This is a genomic window from Streptomyces sp. NL15-2K (assembly GCF_030551255.1).
Classification (GTDB): Bacteria; Actinomycetota; Actinomycetes; order Streptomycetales; family Streptomycetaceae; genus Streptomyces.
The window spans coordinates 7,088,783-7,108,905 of record NZ_CP130630.1; the positions used below are offsets into that span (position 1 = coordinate 7,088,783).

The following is a 20,123-nucleotide window of genomic DNA, read 5'->3' on the forward strand; positions in this document are numbered from 1 at the left end:
TCACTTGTGCTGCCCCGGCTCGTAGTGCCCCGGCGCCATACGGAAGGTCACACCGAACCGGTTCCACGCGTTGATCACCGCGATCGCGGAGATCAACTGCGCCAGCTCGGCCTCCTCGAAGTGCTTGGCGGCCTTCTCGTACACCTCGTCGGGCACGAAACCGTCCGTCAGGACGGTCACCGCCTCGGTCAGCTCCAGCGCCGCGAGTTCCTTCTCGGTGTAGAAGTGCCGCGACTCGTCCCAGGCGCTGAGCTGGATGATCCGCTCGACGCTCTCGCCCGCCGCGAGCGCGTCCTTGGAGTGCATGTCGACGCAAAAGGCACAGTGGTTGATCTGCGAGGCGCGGATCTTCACCAGCTCGTACAGCTTGTGGTCGAGACCCTGCTTGGCGGCCGTGTCGAGGCGGATCATCGCCTTGTAGACCTCGGGGGCGAGCTGGGTCCACTGCATCCGGGCCGGCGCCTCGGGTACGTACTCTCCGGTCGTCGTGTCGTGGTTCGTCGTCATGCCCTCGACCCTAGGAGCGAAGCTGCCCAGGGGTATGGTCCACTTCCATGCCAAGACCTTGGGCCACTCTGGGGGTCGACCTCCACCTCGAACCGGCCGGTCCGGGCCTGCGCCGGGGCCTGACCGACGCCCTGCGCGAGGCCGTCCGCACCGGCCGGCTGGCCCCCGGCACCCGGCTGCCGTCCTCCCGCGCGCTCGCCGCCGACCTGGGCATCGCCCGCAACACGGTCGCCGAGGCCTACGCCGACCTGGTCGCCGAGGGCTGGCTCACCGCCCGCCAGGGCTCGGGCACGAGCGTGGCCGTCCGACCGGTGCCCCCGCCGGCCGCCGGACCGGCACCGGGTCACCGCCCGGCGTCCCGGCCGGTGTACGACCTCGTCCCCGGCACCCCGGACCTGTCCGCCTTTCCCCGCACCGCCTGGCTGAAGGCGGCCCGCCGCGCCCTGGCGGTGGCCCCGCACGACGCCCTCGGCTACGGCGACCCGCGCGGCCGCGTGGAACTGCGCACCGCCCTGGCCGGCTACCTGGCGCGGGCCCGCGGTGTCCGCACGCACCCGGACGGCATCGTCATCTGCTCCGGCATCGCGCACGGGCTGAGGATGCTCGGCCAGGTGCTGCGGGACCGGGGGCTGACATCGCTGGCCGTGGAGTCGTACGGGCTGGACGTGCACTGGAGGCTGCTGGAACGGGCGGGGCTGCGGACGGTGCCACTGGGGCTCGACGAACTCGGCACCCGAGTCGAGGAGTTGACGGCCGGTGACCCGGCAGGCGCGCGGGCCGTGCTGCTGACGGCCGCGCACCAGTTCCCGATCGGCGGGGCGCTGCACCACGAGCGGCGGGCCGCGGTGGTGGACTGGGCGCGGCGCGGCGACGGGCTGATCCTCGAGGACGACTACGACGGGGAGTTCCGCTACGACCGCCGGCCCGTGGGCGCCCTCCAGGGCCTGGACCCCGACCGGGTGGTCTACCTGGGCACCGCCAGCAAGTCACTGGCCCCGGGCCTGCGTCTGGGCTGGCTGGTCGTGCCGCCGTCGATCGCCGCCGAGGTCGCCGCGGCCAAGGGCGGGGTGGACTGGTCGTGCGGGGTGCTGGACCAGCTGACGCTGGCGGAGTTCATCACCTCGGGCGCCTACGACCGCCACGTCCGGGCGGCCCGCCTGCACTACCGGCGCCGCCGGGACGCGCTGGTGGCCGAACTCGCGCGGCGGGCCCCGTCGGTCCGCCCCACCGGCATCGCGGCCGGCCTGCACGTCGTGCTCCGCCTCCCGCCGGGAACCGAGCGGGCGGCGCTGCGGGCGGCGGCCTGGCAGGGTCTGGCGGTGCACGGACTCCACCGCTACCGGCACCCGGCCGCGACCGTCGAGCGGCGTGACGCGCTCGTGGTGGGGTACGGGACGCCGCCGGACCACGCCTGGTCGGGGGCGTTGGACGCGTTGTGCGCGGCGTTGCCCGAATAGCAATTCACCTGTTTCGCATTCCTTGATTCATTTCCGCGGATAGAGTCGCTCCCATGAGCGACAACGACTCCATATCCCGCCCGGCCCTGTCCCGCGTGGCCCTCAAGAAAATCACCCCCGACGTGTCCGCGGCGATGGGTTCCCTGCATGCCGCCGCCGTTTCCGCGGCGCGGGACGCCAAGGTCGAACCGGAACTGCTGGAACTGGTCAGGATCCGCGCCTCGCAGATCAACGGCTGCGCGTTCTGCCTCGACATGCACACCAAGGACGCCCGCGCCCAGGGCGAGACGGAGCAGCGCGTCTACGCCCTGAACGCCTGGCGGGAGACCCCCTTCTTCACCGAACGGGAGCGCGCCGCACTGGCGTTGACCGAGGCCGTGACCCTGGTGCACGACGGTCACGTCCCGGACGCGGTCTACGCCGAGGCCGCGGAGGTCTTCGACGAGGAGCAGACCGCGGCACTGATCTGGGCGGCCACCGTCATCAACGCGTACAACCGGATCGCCATTGCGACGCGGATGGTGCCGGGGGGTTATCAGCCCGCCCGGAAACAGAATTGAATTCGGGCAGCGGTTATTGCGCCGGGTCGTATTCGAATCGACCCGGCGCTGTCACTGTCCCGCCCTGATTCCTATGTGTCCTTATGTGTCCGGCAGTGGCTCCATGAGGCCGTCCAGCCATTCCCGCCATTCCGGGGCGCGCACGGCGGGCGCCGCCTCCAGTGGCCGTCCCGTCCAGCCCGTCACGGGCCGGATCCCGTGCAGCGCGTTGACCAGCCACACCTCACGGCCGTCCAACTCGGCCACGGCCCGTTCGCGGTGGGCGACGCGGATGCCGCGGTGCCGGGCCCGTTCCTGGATCAGCCCGACGGTCACTCCGGGCAGCACGGGCAGGCGCGGCGGAGGCAGGCACAGGGTGTCGTCCTCCCACCACAGGACGCTGGCGGTGGCCGCCTCCAGCACCACACCCGAGGGCGAGATCAGCACCGCCTCCTCCGCGCCCTCGCCGGTCGCCCGCCGGCGGACCCGGGCCAGCGCGTCCAGGTCCGGTCCCTTGCGGCGGGGGACGGTACGCGGATCACGCTGCCCCACTGCCCAGACCCGTACGCCGGAGCCGAGCGGCGGCGCGTGCCGCAGCAGCAGCCGCAACTCCAGGGACCCGGCGACGAATTCGACCCGGGGGAACCACTCACCGGTGCGCGGCAGCGCGGCGGTCATGTCCTGCCAGAACTCCACGAGCCGACGCGGCCGCGGTCCACCGCACTCGCCGCAGGCCCGCAGGAAGCGCTCCCGGTGACGGGCCAGGCCCCGCACCCGGCCGTCGCGCACCAGCCAGGAGTCCGCGACGAGCAACCGCCCGCCGGCCTCGGCGGGGGACAGGCCACCGGCCGGCGTCCACGCCGACAGGCCTTCCGCGACCGCCGGTTGTGTCACCACGAGTTCCTCCTCAGTACTTGCCCGCCACGGCGGGCGCTCCGCCCCGCGGCCCGTAGGGCGCGTGCTCCAACCACGACCCGCACCACGGCAGCACCGGCGCGAGGGCCGCCGCCGCCCGCTGCTTGGCGCGGACGATCCGACGCCGTGGCCGCAGGTGGTGCAGAGCGGTTCCGGCGGCCTCGCTGTTGAACAGCGCCGCCGCGCGCCGCACTTCGGCGAAGCCGGCGACCGCCCCGGTGGCAACGGCTTCTTCCGCCGTCGCGATAGCCGTCGCGACAGCTTCCGCCGCCGCCGTCGCGTCGGCGATCCCGCTGTTCATGCCGCGCGCCCCGAACGGCGGAAAGAGATGCGCCGCCTCGCCGACGAGCAGCACCCGCTGGTGCGGATCGGTGAACGAGGCCGCGACCTTGCGCAGAAAGCGGTACGTCGACACCCACAGGATCCGCTCCGCGTACCCCTCTCCCACGACAGCGGGCAGCCATCGACGTACGGCCTCCTCGGTGCCGTACGTCTCCTCCCGGTCGTCGTCACGGCACTGCAGGTCGACCTGGAAGCCTCCGGTGAACGGCACCCGCATCACGCTGCGCCCGCCCACCCCCGGATGCTCGTAGTGGAAGACCCGCTCCAGCGGAAGTTCGGCGCCCTCGATGTCGGCGACGTCGACGACCACGTGGAAGCCCTCGCCGCGACGGCCCTCCATGGCGATGCCGAGGTCACGGCGGACCGTGGAGCGGGCGCCGTCGGCGGCGACGGCGTACCCGCCGCTCCACACGCGCCCGTCCTCCCCGGTCAGCAGGACGCCGGTCTCCGTGGCCTGTACGGCCGTCACCCGCGCCTCCCACACGAACTCCACCCCGGCCCGCTCGCAGGCCGCGCGCAGGAAGCGTTCGGTGTCCACCTGGCGCAGGCTGGTGAAGGGCGGGGTGCCGGACGGCGGCGGGAAGGTGCGGGAGTACACCTCGCGTCCCCGGTAGAGCGTGCGCCGGGTCTGCCAGGTCCGTCCGTACGACGTGATCTCGGCGGCGAGTCCCGGAGACATCCCGTCGAGCAGGCCCAAGGTCTCCCGATGTACGAACAGGGCGCGGCTGCCCGGCCGTTCGCGGTCCTTCGGGTCGGCTTCCAGCAGGACGACGTCGAGCCCCCGCGCCCGCAGCGCGAGCGCCGCCGACAGGCCCACGGGGCCGGCGCCGACCACCACGACCGGGGTCACGTGCGCGCGCCCTCGGCCAGCATGCGGGTGATCTCCACCCGCTTCACCTTCCAGGTGGCGGTCATCGGCAGCTCCTCGAACCGCCACTGCCGCGGCTCGGCCATCGCGGGCAGATCGGCCGTGGCCTTCCGCCAGCGTTCCGGGTCCAGCGGCTTGTCGTCCCGGACGCACACCACCGGCACCGGCTCGCGGTCCGCGCCGGGCACGATGACGACCTCGCGCAGCTCCTCCAGACGGGACATCAGCGTGTCCTCGACCTCCAGATTGCTGTGCACCGCGTCGATCCGATCGATCTCACGGTCGATCAGATGCAAGGTGCCCAGGCGGCTCCGGTAGCCCATGTCGCCCATCTGCCACCACTCGCCGTCGAGTTGGCGCTCGTACTGCTCCCGGGCCCCGAGGTAGGTGAGGATGCGGCCCCTGGTACGGGCCTCGATCCGGCCGGGTGTCCCGGGCTCGGCCGGCCTGCCGTCGGGGTCGGTGACGCGGACGCGGGTGAAGCCCGGTATCCCGATCCCGACCCGGCGGCCGTCCGCGCGGCCGGCGCTGCGCCGGGTGAACCACTGGAAGGCGACCGGGCCCGTCTCGCTCTGCCCATACAGCTGGATGAGCCAAGGCGTACGGCGATTCGAGGCGGCAAGGAGCCGCCGCACGGTGCGCGGATGGATCGCGTCGAACGTGGAGCCGTAGGCCCGGACTCTGGACAGCGGGGCTCCGGGCGCGTCGGCCAGCTCCTCCCACAGGACGAAGGTGTTGGGATGCGTCTCGACGATCCCGGGGCGGTGCCGCTTCAGCAGCGGCCCCACGCTCGCCGGGTCCGGGTCGGTGATCAGCACCAGCGGGCTGCCGAAGTGCAGCAGGACGCCCAGCAGATGGTAGAAGCGCGAGTGCACGAAGGACATGTGCAGCGCCGCGGTCTCGCCGCGGGTGGGCCAGCCCATCGCCTGCTGCGGTACGAGCCGGTTCCACATGGTGTTCGGGCAGTGCACGGCGAGCTTGGGGACGCCGGTGGTGCCCGAACTGTGGGTGATCAGGGAGGGTTCGCGAGGGTGGAGCCGTACCGGTGCGGGAGCTTCGGCCCCGGCGAACTTCTCCAGAGGGATGGCACCGGGGGCGTCGTCGACGGAGAGCGTGTGACGTACGAGCCCGGCGACACCCTTCAGCGGCCCTTCCAGCTTCGCCCGGTCGGTGATCAGCCACGGCCGCCGGAGCCGCTCGAGCAACTGTGCGGCGACCGGACCGGACAGGCCGGGCGACAGCAGCGCGGGGACGGCGCCGATGCGGGAGACCGCGCAGGTCAGGAGCATGATGTCGACGTTGTCCGTCTTGTGGATGGCCACCTGCTCCGAGGGTCGTACCCCGGCCTCCCACAGCCGCCCGGACAGCTCCTCCACGACGTCGGCCAGCACCCGGTAGCTCAGGTCGACCCCGAGGGAGGGGTTCACGTCCAGCGGCCGGTCCAGGGTGACGAAGACGGCTCCGTGGCGGTCGGCCGCCCGCCGGAACACCGGGCCGAGATAGAAGCCGCGGTCGGCGAGCAGAGGTTGTCGGGTCATGGTGCCGTTCCTTTCTGGCATGGTCACCACGCGCCCTGCCGGACCAGGTGGCGGCGGAGCTTTCCGGTCGGGGTGCGGGGCAGGGACACGACGAAGGCGACGCTTTTGGGGACCTTGAAGGCGGCCAGGTGCTCCCGGGCCAGCCGGATCAGGTCGTCCTCCAGGCCGGTCAGACCGTCCGGACCGTCCGGACCGTCCAGACCTTCCGGACCGTCCGGACCTTCCGGACCGTCCGGACCTTCCAGATCTTCCAGACCGTCCAGGCCGGACGGCAGCGGTGCGACGGGGACGACGAAGGCGCGCAGCCGGCTGACGCCGCGTCCGTCGGTGACGGCCGCGACCGCGACCTCCCGCACCGCCGGATGGGTCCGCAGCACGGCCTCCACCTCCAGCGGGGAGACGGTGATGCCGCCGACCATCTCCATGTCGTCGACGCGCCCCAGGTGCCGGAACGTGCCGTCCGGCTCCCGGCGCGCCCGGTCGCGGGTGGCCAGCCAGCCGCCGACCAGGGTGCGGTCCGTCTCCTCGGGCCGGTTCAGATAACCGGGCGTCACCGTCGGCCCGCGCACCCACATCTCGCCCTCCGCCCCGTCCGGCACCGGCCGCGCGTCACGGTCGCGCAGCTCCACCTCGAAGCCGGGTACGGGACGGCCGACCGTGCCGGGGTGGTTGTGGTCGAAGCCGTTGGCGCAGAAGGCGTGGCCCGCCTCGGTGGAACCGATCTGCTCCAGGACCGGGGCGCCGAGCAACTCGGTGACCCGTCTCCCGAGTCCGGCCGGCAGGCCCTCGCCGGCCGACACCGCGGCGCGTACCGAGGCGAAGCAGGCCTCGTGCCCGCTGCCCCGGTCGGCCACCAGCGCGGCGTACGCGGACGGCACGGAGTACAGCAGGGTCACCAGGTGCCGGGCGACGAGTTCGTCGACGGCGGCCGGGGTCGGACGCCGGTCCACCAGGACGGCGGAGGAACCCGAGAAGAGCGGGAAGACGAAGGCGTTGCCGAAGCCGTAGGCGAAGTACAGCTTCGACACCGACAGGGTGACGTCGTCCTGCGTGATCCGCAGCACCCGCCGGCCGATGAGGTCGTGGTACGTCCTCGGGTCGCCGTGAGTGTGCACGACCCCCTTGGGGCGGCCCGTCGTGCCGGAGGTGTACTGCACGTACAGGGGCGTGTGCGCGTCGACCGGGTGGGCGGGGGCCGGCTCGGCGGCGGGGGCGAGCGCGAGCAGCTGGTCGGCGCCGAGGCGGGGCCGGCCGGGGAAGTGGTCCGGCCTGTCCGCCAGGCCCGGTCCGGTCACGCACAGCACGGCGTCGGTGTCCTCGGCCATGAACGCGTGCTCGGCGGCGGGAAGTTCGGGGTTCACCAGGACCGCCACGGCCCCGAGGCGGGCGGTGCCGAGGAAGGCCGTCACCCAGGCGATGCCGTCGGGCAGGGCGAGCAGCACCCGGTCGCCGGGGCGCACTCCGTGGCCGGCGAGCACGGTGGCCGCGCGGGCCGCGAGGTCGTGCACCTCGCCGTGGGTCCAGACCCGGTGGCCCTGGTGGAAGGCGGGCCGGTCGGTCCAGCCGCGTCGCTCGGCGAGTGCGGTGAGGTGGGCCGCGAGATTGCCGGGAGCGCCGGCGTCCGCCGGGGACGGCGCCGGTCGCGGTGTAGTGGATCGCGGGACTGTGGACTGGTGCGTCGAGGCCTGGTGGGTCGTGGCCTGGTGGGTTGTGGCCTGGTGGGTTGTGGCCTGGTGGGTTGTGGCCTGGTGGGTTGTGGCCTGGTGGGTTGTGGCCTGGTGGGTTGTGGCCTGGTGGGTTGTGGCCTGGTGGGTCGTGGACTGGCGGGTCGTGAACTGGTGAGTCGTCATCGGGAGGGCTCCTCGGCGGCGGGCCGCTGCCGTCGCGGGGCCGAGACGGACGCGGCGGCCGTGCGAGGACCCACCGGCAGCGCGGCAGCCGTCCGCACCGCGGTCTGCTCCCGCTGTTCCCGTATCCGGTCCGCCGTGTGCTGGTGGAGGGCCCGCATCTGGGCCGCCGTCTTCAGCAGCATCTCGTCGTACTCGGCGACCGGATCGGAGTCGAGGACGATCGCGCCGCCCGCGCCCAGGTGCATCAGACCGTCGGCGAGTACGGCGGTGCGGATGACGATGCTGAGATCCGCGCCGCCGCCGCACCCCAGGTAGCCGAGGGCGCCGGAGTAGACGCCCCGGGCCTCGGTCTCCAGGGAGTCGATGATCTCCATGGTGCGCAGCTTCGGCGCACCCGTCATCGAACCGCCGGGGAAGCAGGCGCGGACGCAGTCCACCGCGTCCGTGCCCTCGCGCAGGCGGCCCTCGACCGTGGAGACGAGCTGGTGCACGGTGGCGTACGTCTCCGTCGCCATGAGCCGGGGGACGCGCACCGTCCCGGTCCGGCAGACCCGGCCCAGGTCGTTGCGGAGCAGGTCGACGATCATCAGGTTCTCGGCGCGCGTCTTGGCGTCCGCCGCCAGCGCGTCCCTGAGCCGGGCGTCCTCCTGCGGGCCGGTGCCACGGGGCGCGGTGCCCTTGATGGGCCGGGCCTCGGCGACGCCGTCCCGGCCGATCCGCAGGAAGCGCTCGGGGGAGGAGCCCGCGACGTCGAGGTCGCCGAACCTCAGGAAGGCCGCGTACGGCGCCGGGTCGACGCGGCGCAGCATCCGGTAGAACTCGTACGCGTCGGGCGGGGCCGGTAACCGGGCGGCGTTGGTCAGACAGACCTCGTAACTGGTGCCCGCCCGCAACTCCCGCTGACACGCCTCGATGTCCGCCAGGTACGTCGCCCGGTCGCGGACCAGCCAGGGTTCGGCGGCGCCGGGGTCGGCCTCACCCGGGAGGGCCTGTCGCGGCTGGTCCGCCTCCGCGGATACGAAAGTGAGCTGGGCCAGCGCGCTCTCCAGCCAGTCGGCGGCCTCCCGCGCGGCCTGCGGGGTGTCCTCCGCCAGGCAGACCGCGTAGGTGAACCCCTCCTCGTGGTCCACCGCGATCAGCCGGTCGGCGAACAGCCAGCACGCGTCCGGGAGTTCGGACCGGTGCCGGTTGGGTGAGCCGCAGTCGGCCTTCGTCTCGTAGCCGAAGTAGCCGACATAGCCGCCGGTGAAGTCGAAGGGCAGCCCGTCGGCGTCCACCCGCCGGTTCGCCAACTGCCGTTTGAGATAGTCGAAGACACTCGCCTCGACCTTGCGCGGGGGCCGTCCCGCCCGCTCGATCTCGCAGCGGCCGGCCTCGACGTCGTACCGGACGAACTCGGCGAGCGGTCCGCTGCCGTCCCCGAAGAACGAGAACCGGGACCGGCCCGGCCCGACCAGCGAACTGTCCAGCCAGAACGCCCGCTCGGAGGCCGCGTACATCCGGGTGAAGGCGGCCTCCGCGTCGACCGCGGTGGCGATGCGGCGGGTGTGCAGCCGGTGGGCGGGGCCGCCGGCGGCGCGTCGCGGGCGGGGGATGGTCGCGGTTGCCGGTGTGGCTGCCGTGGCCGTGCGGCGGGGGACATCCGCGTGTGCGGGCACCGCGGTGTTCTTCGTACGCGTCTTGCGCGCACGCTCCGCCGTGAGGTTCCGGAAGTTCACCAGCATGCGGTGGCCGTACTCGGTGAGGACGGACTCCGGGTGGAACTGCACCCCCCACAGGGGCCGGACCCGGTGCCGCAGCCCCATGAGGACGCCGTCCTCGGCCCACGCGATGGCCTCCAGGGCCTCGGGCAGCGGCTCGCGCACGGCCAGGGAGTGGTAGCGGACCGCGGTGAAGTTCTGCGGCAGCCCCTGGAACAGGTCCTGTCCGTCGTGCCGGACGGCGGTCAGATGCCCGTGCCGGGGCTCCGGGGCGGGAGCGACCAGGCCGCCTTCCCCGAGGGCGATGCCCTGGTGGCCCAGGCAGACGCCGAGCACGGGGATCGGGGACTCGGCGAGCACACGGGCACTGATGCCGAAGTCACGGGCCTGCCCCGGATGCCCGGGGCCCGGCGACACCACCACATTGTCGAATTCCGCAAGATCCGGAATCCGTCGCCGTCGAACATCGGCGGGGGCGTCATTGAGGATCACCACCGGCTCCTCGCCATTGACCGCGGCGATCAGCTGGAACAGGTTGTACGTGTACGAATCGTAATTGTCGATGAGCAGGGTCTTCACCCGCCCACCTCCCTCGGGTCGTTCTCGGGCCTACGCGGTCCGCCTTTTGTGCCGTCCGCGGAGCGCCTGGAGCGGTGGATACAGCCATTTCCTGAAGAAACGCTGCAGGCGCGGCATGAGAATCCAGGTGACGATGGCCGTCACACACAAACACAACAGCAGCGTGCGGATGAACGGATTGAGGCCGCCGAGATAGGGAAGCACGATCAAATTGAACAGAAGCACCGGTGGGAACACGGCGCTCATATTCACGAACCACAGTTTCCACTTCGACGGGGGGACCGGCGCGGCGGGCCGGTCGGTCTGTGAGTCGAACCACACCTTCGCGCCCCGCACGCTCCTGCGGCCCGTCTGCCGCGCGAATCCCGCCGCCCGGATGTCCCACTGCTTGCGGGGGACCGAGTCCTCCCAGGCCCGGGCGGTGCCTTCGCTGGCGAAGCGATACACCACATGCCACTCCGCCTCTTCGTCGACAAGTACGCCACCTCCCAGGAAGCCCGGCTGCTGCGCGCTCGCGCCCAGCATGGCCCACCCCCAGGAATGGAAGTCGGCCTCGTGGCCCGGCACCACGTGATAGGCCACGGTGACGGTGACGGGATTACTGGTCACGCCGTTGAGTACGGAAAGGAGAGCCGCCCCGTTCAAATATCAACCAAGTTTTTCCGTCGCCCGGATCGTTACTCTTTATGTGATTTTTCGCATGCTTGGCGGTATGTAAAGATCCGGTGAATATGGATACCTCCGGTAACTTTACGAAATCCGAGCCGGCGTGAATTCCCTTTCATGGCCGGGCGCTTCCCCGAACCGCGCCAGCGCCAATGCCCCCGCGACCCCGACGAGGAACCCCAGCACGGCCAGCCAGGTGAACCCTTCCCGCGTACGGTCCCCCAGCCACACCACGCCCACCGCCGCCGGCCCGATCGTCTCCCCGATCACCATGCCGGCGGTGGCCGTCGTCACCGAGCCCTGCTGCAAGGCCGAGGTGAGCAGCAGGAACGCGGTTCCGCCGCCCAGCAGGAGCGCATAGGTCGCCGGATTCGTGAGGAGGTCAGAGGGTGCGAGCGAGTCGATCAGCCGCACCGCCACCTCGACCACCCCGAACCCGAAGCCGGCGCCCAGGCCGAGCGCCAGGGCCCGCGCCCGCCCCGGCAGCCGACCGCCCGCGAGACCGAGCACCAGCACCGCCACGGCCGTCCCGAACATCGCGTACCTCAATGCGACCGGCACGCCCACGTCCCCCTCCGTCCCGGACGCGAGCCCCAGCATCGCGAGCCCGGTACACACCGCGCCCACGGCGCCCCACTCGACGCCGCTCAGCCGCACACGCAGCAGTCGCGCGGCGACCACCGCGGTCACCGCGAGACTCGCGGCGAGCGCCGCCCCCACCGTGTAGAGGGGGATCGAGCGCAACGCCGCGATCTGCAGCAGGAAACCCAGACCGTCGAGCGCGAGCCCCGCGAGATACCGCCACTGCCGCAGCGCCCGCAGCAGCAGCGCTACGTCCCCGACCGGCCCCGTGGTGGCCGCCGCCCGCGCCGCCAACGCCTGCAACACCGTCGCCGTACCGAAACAGACCGCGGCACCAAGGGCGCACACCATTCCAAAGAGCACAAAGTGACTGTAGGGGAGGCAGTGAGAGACAGGGCCAGCCGTTCTCGCGCTCTTACCGATCTCTTGGCATGGCGGGTCTCAGAGACCCAGCACCCCACGCAGCTGGGCCAACCCCCAGTCCAGGTCCTCCTCGGAGATGATCAGGGGCGGCGCGATCCGGATCGTCGGCCCGTGCGTGTCCTTCACCAGGACACCCCGGTCCATCAGCTTCTCGGACACCTCCCGTCCCGTGCCGTACGACGGAGCGATGTCCACGCCCGCCCACAGCCCGCGCCCGCGCACCGCCGTCACCCGTCCCGTCCCGGCCAGCTCCCTCAGCTCCCGGTGCAGACGCTCGCCGAGCCGGGCCGCACGCGCCTGGTACTCGCCCGACCGCAGCATCGCCATCACCTCCAGCGCCACCGCGCAGGCCAGCGGATTCCCGCCGAACGTCGACCCGTGCTCCCCGGGCCGGAAAACTCCCAGCACCTCGGCACTCGACACCACCGCCGACACCGGCACGATCCCGCCCCCGAGCGCCTTCCCCAGCACATACATGTCCGGCACCACCCCCTCGTGCTCGCACGCGAACGTCCGTCCCGTCCGCCCCAGCCCCGACTGGATCTCGTCCGCCACGAACAGCACGTTCCGCTCGCGCGTCAGCTCCCGCACCGCCGGCAGATAACCGGCCGGCGGCACCAGCACCCCCGCCTCGCCCTGGATCGGCTCGAGCAGCACCGCGACGGTGTTCTCGGTCAGCGCCGCGCGCATCGCCGTCACATCTCCGTACGGCACGATCTCGAAGCCCGGCGTGTACGGCCCGTAGTCCGCCCGCGCCTCGGCATCCGTGGAGAAACTGATGACCGTCGTCGTCCGCCCGTGGAAATTGCCCCCCGCGACCACGATCTTCGCCATCTCCGCCGGCACGCCCTTGACGCGATACCCCCACTTCCGCGCCGTCTTCACCGCCGTCTCCACCGCCTCCACGCCGGTGTTCATCGGCAGCACCATCTCCATGCCGCAGAGCTCGGCGAGCTCCCCGCAGAACGCGGCGAACCGGTCGTGATGAAACGCCCGGGACGTCAGCGTCACCCGCTCCAACTGAGCCTTCGCCGCCTCGACGATCCGCCGGTTGCGATGGCCGAAGTTGAGCGCCGAATACCCGGCCAGCAGATCCAGATACCGCCGCCCCTCGACATCCGTCATCCACGCCCCGTCCGCCGTGGCCACGACCACCGGCAGCGGCCGGTAGTTGTGCGCGCTGTGGGCCTCGGCGGCGGCGATGAGCGTCTCCGTAGGGTTCACGGCATCTCCCTGAGCTGACGGCGGCCCCCTTCCCGTCCACGCTCGCATGACGGACGCGGTAACTCGACGGCCCGGCGTGCCCGGTAGGCTGATCGGCGGGCCGTGACTGGCGCGCTGGGATGGGATGGACCATCGGGGAGCGGCCTGAGCAGGACAGTGCCGTGCGCCTGGGCCGTACCGTGAACGCCGAACACACCGTCCGGAGGTCGCCCATGTCTGCCGAACCCCTCTCCCACGAATCCACCGCCTTCCGTGCCGCTCTCGACGTGATCCGCGCCGTCGAGCCGCGCGTGGCCGATGCCATCGGCCAGGAGGTCGCCGACCAGCGCGCGATGCTCAAACTGATCGCCTCCGAGAACTACGCCTCCCCGGCCACCCTCCTGGCGATGGGCAACTGGTTCAGCGACAAGTACGCCGAGGGCACCATCGGCCGCCGCTTCTACGCCGGCTGCCGCAACGTCGACACCGTCGAGGCCCTCGCCGCCGAGCACGCGCGTGAACTCTTCGGCGCCCGCCACGCCTACGTCCAGCCGCACTCCGGCATCGACGCCAACCTCGTCGCCTTCTGGTCCGTCCTCGCCGCCCGGGTCGAGGCTCCCGCCCTGGAGAAGGCCGGCGTCCGCCAGGTCAACGACCTCTCCGAGGCCGACTGGGCCGAGCTCCGCCAGGCCTTCGGCAACCAGCGCATGCTCGGCATGTCCCTGGACGCCGGCGGCCACCTCACCCACGGCTTCCGCCCGAACATCTCCGGCAAGATGTTCGACCAGCGCTCCTACGGCACCGACCCCGCCACGGGTCTGATCGACTACGAGGCGCTGCGCGTGTCGGCCCGTGAGTTCAAGCCGCTGATCATCGTCGCCGGCTACTCCGCCTACCCCCGTCTCGTGAACTTCCGGATCATGCGGGAGATCGCCGACGAGGTCGGGGCGACCTTGATGGTGGACATGGCGCACTTCGCGGGCCTGGTGGCCGGCAAGGTGCTGACCGGCGACTTCGACCCGGTCCCGCACGCCCAGATCGTCACCACCACCACCCACAAGTCGCTGCGCGGCCCGCGCGGCGGCATGGTCCTGTGTGACGACTCCCTCAAGGACCAGGTCGACCGCGGCTGCCCGATGGTCCTCGGCGGCCCCCTCCCGCACGTCATGGCCGCCAAGGCCGTCGCCCTCGCCGAGGCCCGTCAGCCCTCCTTCCAGGACTACGCCCAGCGCATCGTCGACAACTCCCGCGCGCTGGCGGAAGGCCTGATGCGCCGGGGCGCCACCCTCGTGACCGGCGGCACCGACAACCACCTCAACCTGATCGACGTCGCCTCCTCCTACGGCCTCACCGGCCGTCAGGCCGAGGCCGCCCTGCTCGACTCGGGCATCGTCACCAACCGCAACGCCATCCCGGCCGACCCCAACGGCGCCTGGTACACCTCCGGCATCCGCATCGGCACCCCCGCCCTGACCACGCGTGGCCTGGGCACCGCCGAGATGGACGAGGTCGCGGGCCTCATCGACCGGGTCCTCACCACCACGGAGCCCGGCACCACCAGCAAGGGCGCCCCCTCCAAGGCCCAGCACATCCTCGACCCGAAGATCGCGGACGAGATCTCCCGCCGGGCCACCGACCTCGTCGCCGGCTTCCCGCTGTACCCGGAGATCGACCTCGGCTGACGCTCCCGGCGGGCCTACAGGTCGATCAGTTCCTGTCGTGGTTCCTCCCGCGGCGGTCCGGCTCCCGGCCGGGCCGCCGCGCGGCGTATCAGCAGCGTCCCGCCGGCACCGGCCCCGAAGCCCACGGCCAGGCCCGGCACCGCCCACCAGGCGCCGTCAGGTCTCCACCGCCCGGCCCCCTCACCCGCCGTGCTCCCGACCGTCCCGCTCCCGACCGTCCCGTCGACCGCCCCGTCTCCCGCCGTACCGAGCAGCTCCATCCGACTCAGCTGCTCCCATACCGAGCGCGGCGCCCGATGCCAGCGGATGTCGTCGTCCGTCACATCCGGCGACCAGTCCACGCGCACCCACGGCGTGCCGTCCTCCGCCACGAACAACTGGTCCTGCCGCTCCATCGCCACATCGCCCCCCGGCGCCGAGTTCGTCTGCGGCCAGCCGCCGACACCCGTCAGCCCCCAGACCACGGTCATCCGCACCGGCGGATACCCACCCTCGGCCCACGCCTCCGACACCGGCTCCGACCCGGTGAACGTCGGCTGCAACAGCTGCCAGAGTCGGGCGAAGTACGGCTCGCCGGAGCGCACCGCCGTCGTCCGACCGGAGCCGCCCGCGACGACCACCGCCAGATCGGGAACGTCAGGATCACGGTCCGGCTCCTGCTCCTGCTCCTGCGCCTGTTCCTGCCCCTGCGCCACCGCGTCGACTGCCGCATGGGCCGCCGCGTGAGCCGCCGGCATTCCGAGCAAGGCCCCCGCCATCGACACCGGCACGAAGATCGCCAGCCGTGCCCTCGCGCGTCTGCGCCGAGTTGCCATCAGTCCCCCCACGTCTCCCACGTTGTCCGGGCTCCCCTCCTGGTCGTCCCGCCTCCCCGCTTGCGCGACCTCACACGTCCCGCAGCTCCTGCCGGGGCCCCGGCTCCCGCCGCAGTCGGTCCCACGGCATCCGCCGGACGTACGGACGCAGAACCAGCGCCAGCACCGCTCCGGCCGCCGCGCCGGGCAGAGCCCACCACCACTCCGTGTCGTCGACCGTCGGAGGCGTGCCGGCCCGCACGGTGACGGTCGTCGTGTCGGCCGGGTCGGCCGACCCGGCCGGGGCGGCCGCCGTATCGTCCGTTTCCGAAGGCGCTGGGAAGATCGCGGGCGCGCCCTCGGCCGAGGTCTTGCCCATCACGCCCAGCTTCTTGAGCAGGGCGCGGAGCCGGTCGGGGTGCTGGGCGCGGTGCCAGTGCCCGTTCACCGTCTCGGTCAGGTCCGCCGCCGTGTGTATCCAGACGTCGTCGGCGTCGGTCATTGGGAAGACACGGTCCAGCCGCCAGGGCGACACGTCGTGCGCCATCCATGTGACATTGATCTGCCGGGCGGCTGTCAGAGCGGCCTCGGGCGGCTTGTCGCGCGTGCCCGTGCCCGGCTGGCCGAGGAGGCGCTCCAGCTCTCCGTACTCCTTGTCGGAGTAGTACAGCGAAGCCGTCTCCGTGCTCTGCGGCGACACCACGAGCACGCTGGTCGGCCCGCCGGCCGACGCGGAAGACGCTCCCCACACCATCAGCGCGAGCGTCACCGCCAACGCCCCGGCCAACCCCGCCAGTTCACGACATCGGCTGCCTCGGCCGCCCACCTTCACACGCATCCGAACCCCCTACCGGACGATCCCCTCGCGACCCGCCCACGAGCCGCCTGTCACTTCTGGTACACCGCCCGACCCGCCGAGGTTCCCACTCCGCCCGCACTATCTCGAGGACGTCCTTTCCGGCTCGTCGAGCGACTTCGCGATCTCCACCGCCCGCGCCTTCGAAGCCACCCCCTCCAGCCGGAGCGTCACGTCCTCGCCGCCCATGTCATGGGTCCACAGCAGCGTCGGCCCGGCCGTCCGTTCCTTACGCGTGTACTGCTCCCCGTCCGCGCCCACCAGCCAGAAACGCAGCACGTGCGGGCGCGGGAACCACAGGGCGGGGTCCGCCATGCCGTTGTCGGACGTGTTCTTGCCCAGTTCCAGCCACTCCGGCTGCTCACGCGCGGCCTTCGTGAAGGTGATGTCCAGGCCCGCCGCGAATTCGTCCAGCCGGATCACCCGTCCCTGCTCGTGCCAGCACAGAGTCACCAGGAACCGCCCCTGAGGCTCGTCGGTCACCGCCACCGCGTCCGGCACGCCCAGCGCCCGGGGTACCAGCGGCTCGAACCCGGCCCGCCGCTCGGCCTGCGCCATCGACAGCGACCGCCCGCAGCCGGGCACCTCGGCGCCGCTGGAGGGCACCGCCGACGGGTCGTACCGCACCTCGACCCCGCCGAAGTCGAACCAGTCGAGCACCGAGGCCCGCACCGGAGGCGTGAGCGCGAGCACCGCCAGCAGGCCGCACAGCGCCGCGGTCAGCGAACGCCACCGCGTCCGCGTCCACTGCCGGACCGTCCGCAGGCGCTCGGCGGCCCGCGGCGGCTCAGGTGCCGGGACCGGTAGGCGCTCGGCGAGTATCTGCTCCAGCACCCGCTCCACCATCGACTCGGACCCGGCGGCACCCGGCGGATCCAGCGCTCGCCCGAGCGCGCGCAGTTCCTCGGGCAGGCCCGCCTCACCGTCGTACGAACCCCGCGCATCCCGCGCATCCCACGCATCCCACGCATCCCACGCATCCCCAGTATCCCGCGCATCCCCCGGATCCCAGGCATCCCCTGTATCCCGCGCATCCCGCCCGTCAGGCACTCTCATCACCCCCTTCCCGAGGCCGAAAATCCGGCAGCAACCGGCCCAGCTTCCGCAGCGCGCGATTCAGCCGGGACTTCACCGTCCCCCGGGGCCAGCCCAGGGCCTGGGCCGTCTCGGACTCGTCCATCTCCAGCAGATAGCGGTAGGTGACGACCAGGCGGTGCTCCTCGCTCAGCTTCTCCAGGGCGGCCAGCAGGGCCGCGCGGCGCTCCGTCTCCAGCGTGGCCACCGCCGGGTCCGCCGATTCCGGTATCAGCGGCTCCGCCTCCGCGAACGCCGCCTCGCGGCCGGCGAGCGTGCGCTGGCGCGCCGCCGTCCGCACTGTGTTCCTCGTCTCATTGGCCACGATCGACATCAGCCACGGCTTGAACGCCGAGCCCTCCTTGAACCGGCCCAGCGCGCAGTACGCCTTGACGAATGCCTGCTGCACCACGTCCTCCGCGTCCGCACCCGCCCCGAGCGCCGCGGCCGCCCTGAGCGCGAGACCCGTATGGGCCCGCACCAGCTCCGCGTACGCCTCCGGCTCTCCGGCGCGTACGCGTGCGATCACCGCGGCCTCATCGACGATGCGGCCCCCCTCCCGCGTCCTCACACTCTTGTTACACCGGCGGAGCCCGATCGGTTCCCACCCGTGTCACATCTGTTTCCGACCCGTTCCGGACCGCCCTCCGACACCTGAGAGAATGGTGAGCATGGCCTCTGACCGACCCCGCGTGCTCTCCGGAATCCAGCCCACCGCAGGCTCGTTCCACCTCGGCAACTACCTCGGCGCCGTCCGCCAGTGGGTGGCCCTGCAGGAGTCCCACGACGCGTTCTACATGGTCGTGGACCTGCACGCGATCACGCTCCCGCAGGACCCCGCCGACCTGCGCGCCAACACCCGGCTGGCCGCCGCCCAGCTCCTCGCGGCCGGTCTCGACCCGGAGCGCTGCACGCTCTTCGTCCAGAGCCATGTCCCCGAGCACGCCCAGCTCGCCTGGGTCATGAACTGCCTCACCGGCTTCGGCGAGGCGTCCCGCATGACCCAGTTCAAGGACAAGTCCGCCAAGCAGGGCGCGGACCGGTCGTCCGTCGGCCTGTTCACGTACCCGATCCTCCAGGTCGCGGACATCCTGCTCTACCAGGCCAACGAGGTCCCGGTCGGCGAGGACCAGCGCCAGCACATCGAGCTCACACGCGACCTCGCCGAGCGCTTCAACGGCCGCTTCGGCGCGACGTTCACCGTCCCGAAGCCGTACATCCTCAGGGAGACGGCGAAGATCTACGACCTTCAGGACCCGTCGATCAAGATGAGCAAGTCGGCGTCCACGCCGAAGGGCCTCATCAACCTCCTCGACGAGCCCAAGGCCACCGCCAAGAAGGTCAAGAGCGCGGTCACCGACACCGACACCGTCATCCGCTACGACGCGGAGAACAAGCCGGGCGTCAGCAACCTGCTCACCATCTACTCGACCCTCACCGGCGAGGGCATCGCGGACCTGGAACAGAAGTACGAGGGCAAGGGCTACGGCGCGCTCAAGACGGACCTCGCCGAGATCATGGTCGAGTTCGTGACGCCGTTCCGGGAGCGCACCCAGCAGTACCTGGACGACCCGGAGACCCTGGACTCGATCCTGGCCAAGGGTGCGGAGAAGGCGCGTGCCGTCGCCGCGGAGACCCTCGCCCAGGCGTACGAGAAGGTGGGCTTCCTGCCCGCCAAACACTGAGCCCGCGCCACGGCGCACGGCCGAAACGCGACTGGCATGCGGCCGAAACGCGCCTGGTATGCGGCTGGAACACATCCGGCACACGGCTGTACCACCGCACAGCGCTGCACATCACTACGGTTGCGCCTGCCCGGAGCACAGCCGTGGCCGTACAGTCGATAGCCGGACGGCCACCACGCGCGTCCGCCGGGGCGCACGGACAGCACCAAAGACGCACCAGCAAGACGCACCAGCAAGACGATCTGTACGACGCAACAACAGGACGACAGGAGACGACGTGGGGACCGTAACGATCGGCGTGTCGATCGCGGTCCCGGAGCCTCACGGCAGCCAGCTGCAGCAGCTGCGCGCGGGCTTCGGCGACGCCGCGGCTCACGGCATCCCCACGCATGTCACGCTGCTGCCGCCGACAGAGGTCGACGCCTCGCTGCTGCCCGCGATCGAGGCCCATCTCGCCGAGGTCGCCGCCGCCGGGCGCCCCTTCCCGATGCGCCTGTCCGGCACGGGTACGTTCCGGCCCCTGTCGCCCGTCGTCTTCGTCCAGGTCGTCGAGGGCGCCGGAGCCTGCGCCTGGCTGCAGAAGCAGGTCCGCGACGCCTCCGGACCCGTGGCACGCGAACTGCAGTTCCCGTACCACCCGCATGTCACGGTGGCCCACGGCATCGACGACGCGGCCATGGACCGCGCCTTCGAGGAACTCGCCGACTACGAGGCCGAGTGGCCGTGCACCGACTTCGCGCTGTATGAGCAGGGTGCCGATGGGGTGTGGCGGAAGCTGCGGGAGTTCACCTTCGGCGGGGCGGTGGTGCCGTCGCAGGCGTCGGCGCCTGTCGAGCGGGGATCGCTGCCGGCGCACTGAGCGG

At 71.9% G+C, this 20,123-nt stretch carries 18 protein-coding genes and 1 riboswitch; of the genes, 5 read left to right on the forward strand and 13 right to left on the reverse strand.

Translation table 11 applies throughout. From position 1 onward, the window contains the following. Entirely contained in the window at positions 1-507 is a 507-nt protein-coding gene (locus Q4V64_RS32120) for a carboxymuconolactone decarboxylase family protein (RefSeq protein ID WP_124439746.1), read from the reverse strand. 47 nt (positions 508-554) lie between these two features. On the opposite strand from Q4V64_RS32120, the gene Q4V64_RS32125 reads away from it, so the two are divergent. Further along, entirely contained in the window at positions 555-1,964 is a 1,410-nt protein-coding gene (locus tag Q4V64_RS32125) for a PLP-dependent aminotransferase family protein (protein WP_124439745.1), read from the forward strand. A 53-nt stretch (positions 1,965-2,017) separates the two neighbouring features. After that, a complete protein-coding gene (locus Q4V64_RS32130) occupies positions 2,018-2,524 on the forward strand; it encodes a carboxymuconolactone decarboxylase family protein (protein ID WP_124439744.1) in 507 nt (168 codons plus the stop codon). 81 nt (positions 2,525-2,605) lie between these two features. Here the strand turns inward: Q4V64_RS32130 and Q4V64_RS32135 are convergent, their stop codons facing one another. From Q4V64_RS32135 to rocD, 8 genes are all read right to left on the reverse strand, one after another. Continuing rightward, positions 2,606-3,397 carry an aminotransferase class IV gene (locus Q4V64_RS32135; RefSeq protein ID WP_124439777.1) on the reverse strand — a complete coding sequence of 264 codons (792 nt, stop codon included), beginning with the start codon at positions 3,395-3,397 and terminating at the stop codon, positions 2,606-2,608. A gap of 13 nt (positions 3,398-3,410) precedes the next feature. Continuing rightward, positions 3,411-4,610: an FAD-dependent oxidoreductase gene (locus Q4V64_RS32140; protein WP_124439743.1), complete on the reverse strand. Its 1,200-nt coding sequence runs from the start codon at positions 4,608-4,610 to the stop codon at positions 3,411-3,413. After that, the gene (locus Q4V64_RS32145; RefSeq protein WP_124439742.1) at positions 4,607-6,166 is read right to left on the reverse strand and encodes an AMP-binding protein; all 1,560 of its coding nucleotides are present in this window, start codon (positions 6,164-6,166) and stop codon (positions 4,607-4,609) included. Before Q4V64_RS32145 ends, Q4V64_RS32140 begins: the two co-directional genes overlap by 4 nt. A 23-nt stretch (positions 6,167-6,189) precedes the next feature. Beyond that, positions 6,190-8,016: an AMP-binding protein gene (locus tag Q4V64_RS32150; RefSeq protein ID WP_303713259.1), complete on the reverse strand. Its 1,827-nt coding sequence runs from the start codon at positions 8,014-8,016 to the stop codon at positions 6,190-6,192. Next, entirely contained in the window at positions 8,013-10,295 is a 2,283-nt protein-coding gene (gene pabB, locus Q4V64_RS32155; protein ID WP_124439740.1) for an aminodeoxychorismate synthase component I, read from the reverse strand. The genes Q4V64_RS32150 and pabB overlap by 4 nt, the downstream gene beginning before the upstream one ends. A 30-nt stretch (positions 10,296-10,325) precedes the next feature. Then, the gene (locus Q4V64_RS32160) at positions 10,326-10,904 is read right to left on the reverse strand and encodes an antibiotic biosynthesis monooxygenase (protein WP_253266920.1); all 579 of its coding nucleotides are present in this window, start codon (positions 10,902-10,904) and stop codon (positions 10,326-10,328) included. A 141-nt stretch (positions 10,905-11,045) separates the two neighbouring features. Next, the gene (locus Q4V64_RS32165; RefSeq protein WP_124439776.1) at positions 11,046-11,894 is read right to left on the reverse strand and encodes a hypothetical protein; all 849 of its coding nucleotides are present in this window, start codon (positions 11,892-11,894) and stop codon (positions 11,046-11,048) included. Positions 11,895-11,984: 90 nt separating this feature from the next. Continuing rightward, positions 11,985-13,190: an ornithine--oxo-acid transaminase gene (gene rocD / locus Q4V64_RS32170; RefSeq protein WP_124439738.1), complete on the reverse strand. Its 1,206-nt coding sequence runs from the start codon at positions 13,188-13,190 to the stop codon at positions 11,985-11,987. A 92-nt stretch (positions 13,191-13,282) separates the two neighbouring features. Next, positions 13,283-13,370: riboswitch (ZMP/ZTP riboswitch) on the forward strand. On the opposite strand from rocD, the gene Q4V64_RS32175 reads away from it, so the two are divergent. Further along, a complete protein-coding gene (locus Q4V64_RS32175) occupies positions 13,370-14,851 on the forward strand; it encodes a glycine hydroxymethyltransferase (RefSeq protein WP_301184516.1) in 1,482 nt (493 codons plus the stop codon). (Overlaps the previous riboswitch by 1 nt.) Positions 14,852-14,865: 14 nt before the next feature. On the opposite strand, the gene Q4V64_RS32180 is transcribed toward Q4V64_RS32175, so the two are convergent. The 4 genes from Q4V64_RS32180 to Q4V64_RS32195 all read right to left on the reverse strand — a co-directional run bounded on the left by Q4V64_RS32180 (position 14,866) and on the right by Q4V64_RS32195 (position 18,104). Further along, a complete protein-coding gene (locus Q4V64_RS32180) occupies positions 14,866-15,678 on the reverse strand; it encodes a hypothetical protein (protein WP_253266919.1) in 813 nt (270 codons plus the stop codon). Between the two features lie 58 nt (positions 15,679-15,736). Next, a complete protein-coding gene (locus tag Q4V64_RS32185) occupies positions 15,737-16,483 on the reverse strand; it encodes a hypothetical protein (protein ID WP_253266918.1) in 747 nt (248 codons plus the stop codon). Between the two features lie 99 nt (positions 16,484-16,582). Further along, on the reverse strand, positions 16,583-17,557 hold the full coding sequence (locus tag Q4V64_RS32190) for a hypothetical protein (RefSeq protein ID WP_253266917.1): 975 nt from the start codon (positions 17,555-17,557) through the stop codon (positions 16,583-16,585). Continuing rightward, positions 17,544-18,104 carry an RNA polymerase sigma factor gene (locus Q4V64_RS32195; RefSeq protein WP_124439736.1) on the reverse strand — a complete coding sequence of 187 codons (561 nt, stop codon included), beginning with the start codon at positions 18,102-18,104 and terminating at the stop codon, positions 17,544-17,546. The genes Q4V64_RS32190 and Q4V64_RS32195 overlap by 14 nt, the downstream gene beginning before the upstream one ends. Positions 18,105-18,246: 142 nt before the next feature. On the opposite strand from Q4V64_RS32195, the gene trpS reads away from it, so the two are divergent. Both trpS and Q4V64_RS32205 read left to right on the forward strand, forming a co-directional pair. Next, positions 18,247-19,260 carry a tryptophan--tRNA ligase gene (gene trpS / locus Q4V64_RS32200; RefSeq protein ID WP_124439735.1) on the forward strand — a complete coding sequence of 338 codons (1,014 nt, stop codon included), beginning with the start codon at positions 18,247-18,249 and terminating at the stop codon, positions 19,258-19,260. A gap of 277 nt (positions 19,261-19,537) precedes the next feature. Beyond that, a complete protein-coding gene (locus tag Q4V64_RS32205; RefSeq protein ID WP_124439734.1) occupies positions 19,538-20,119 on the forward strand; it encodes a 2'-5' RNA ligase family protein in 582 nt (193 codons plus the stop codon). Positions 20,120-20,123: the final 4 nt, after the last annotated feature.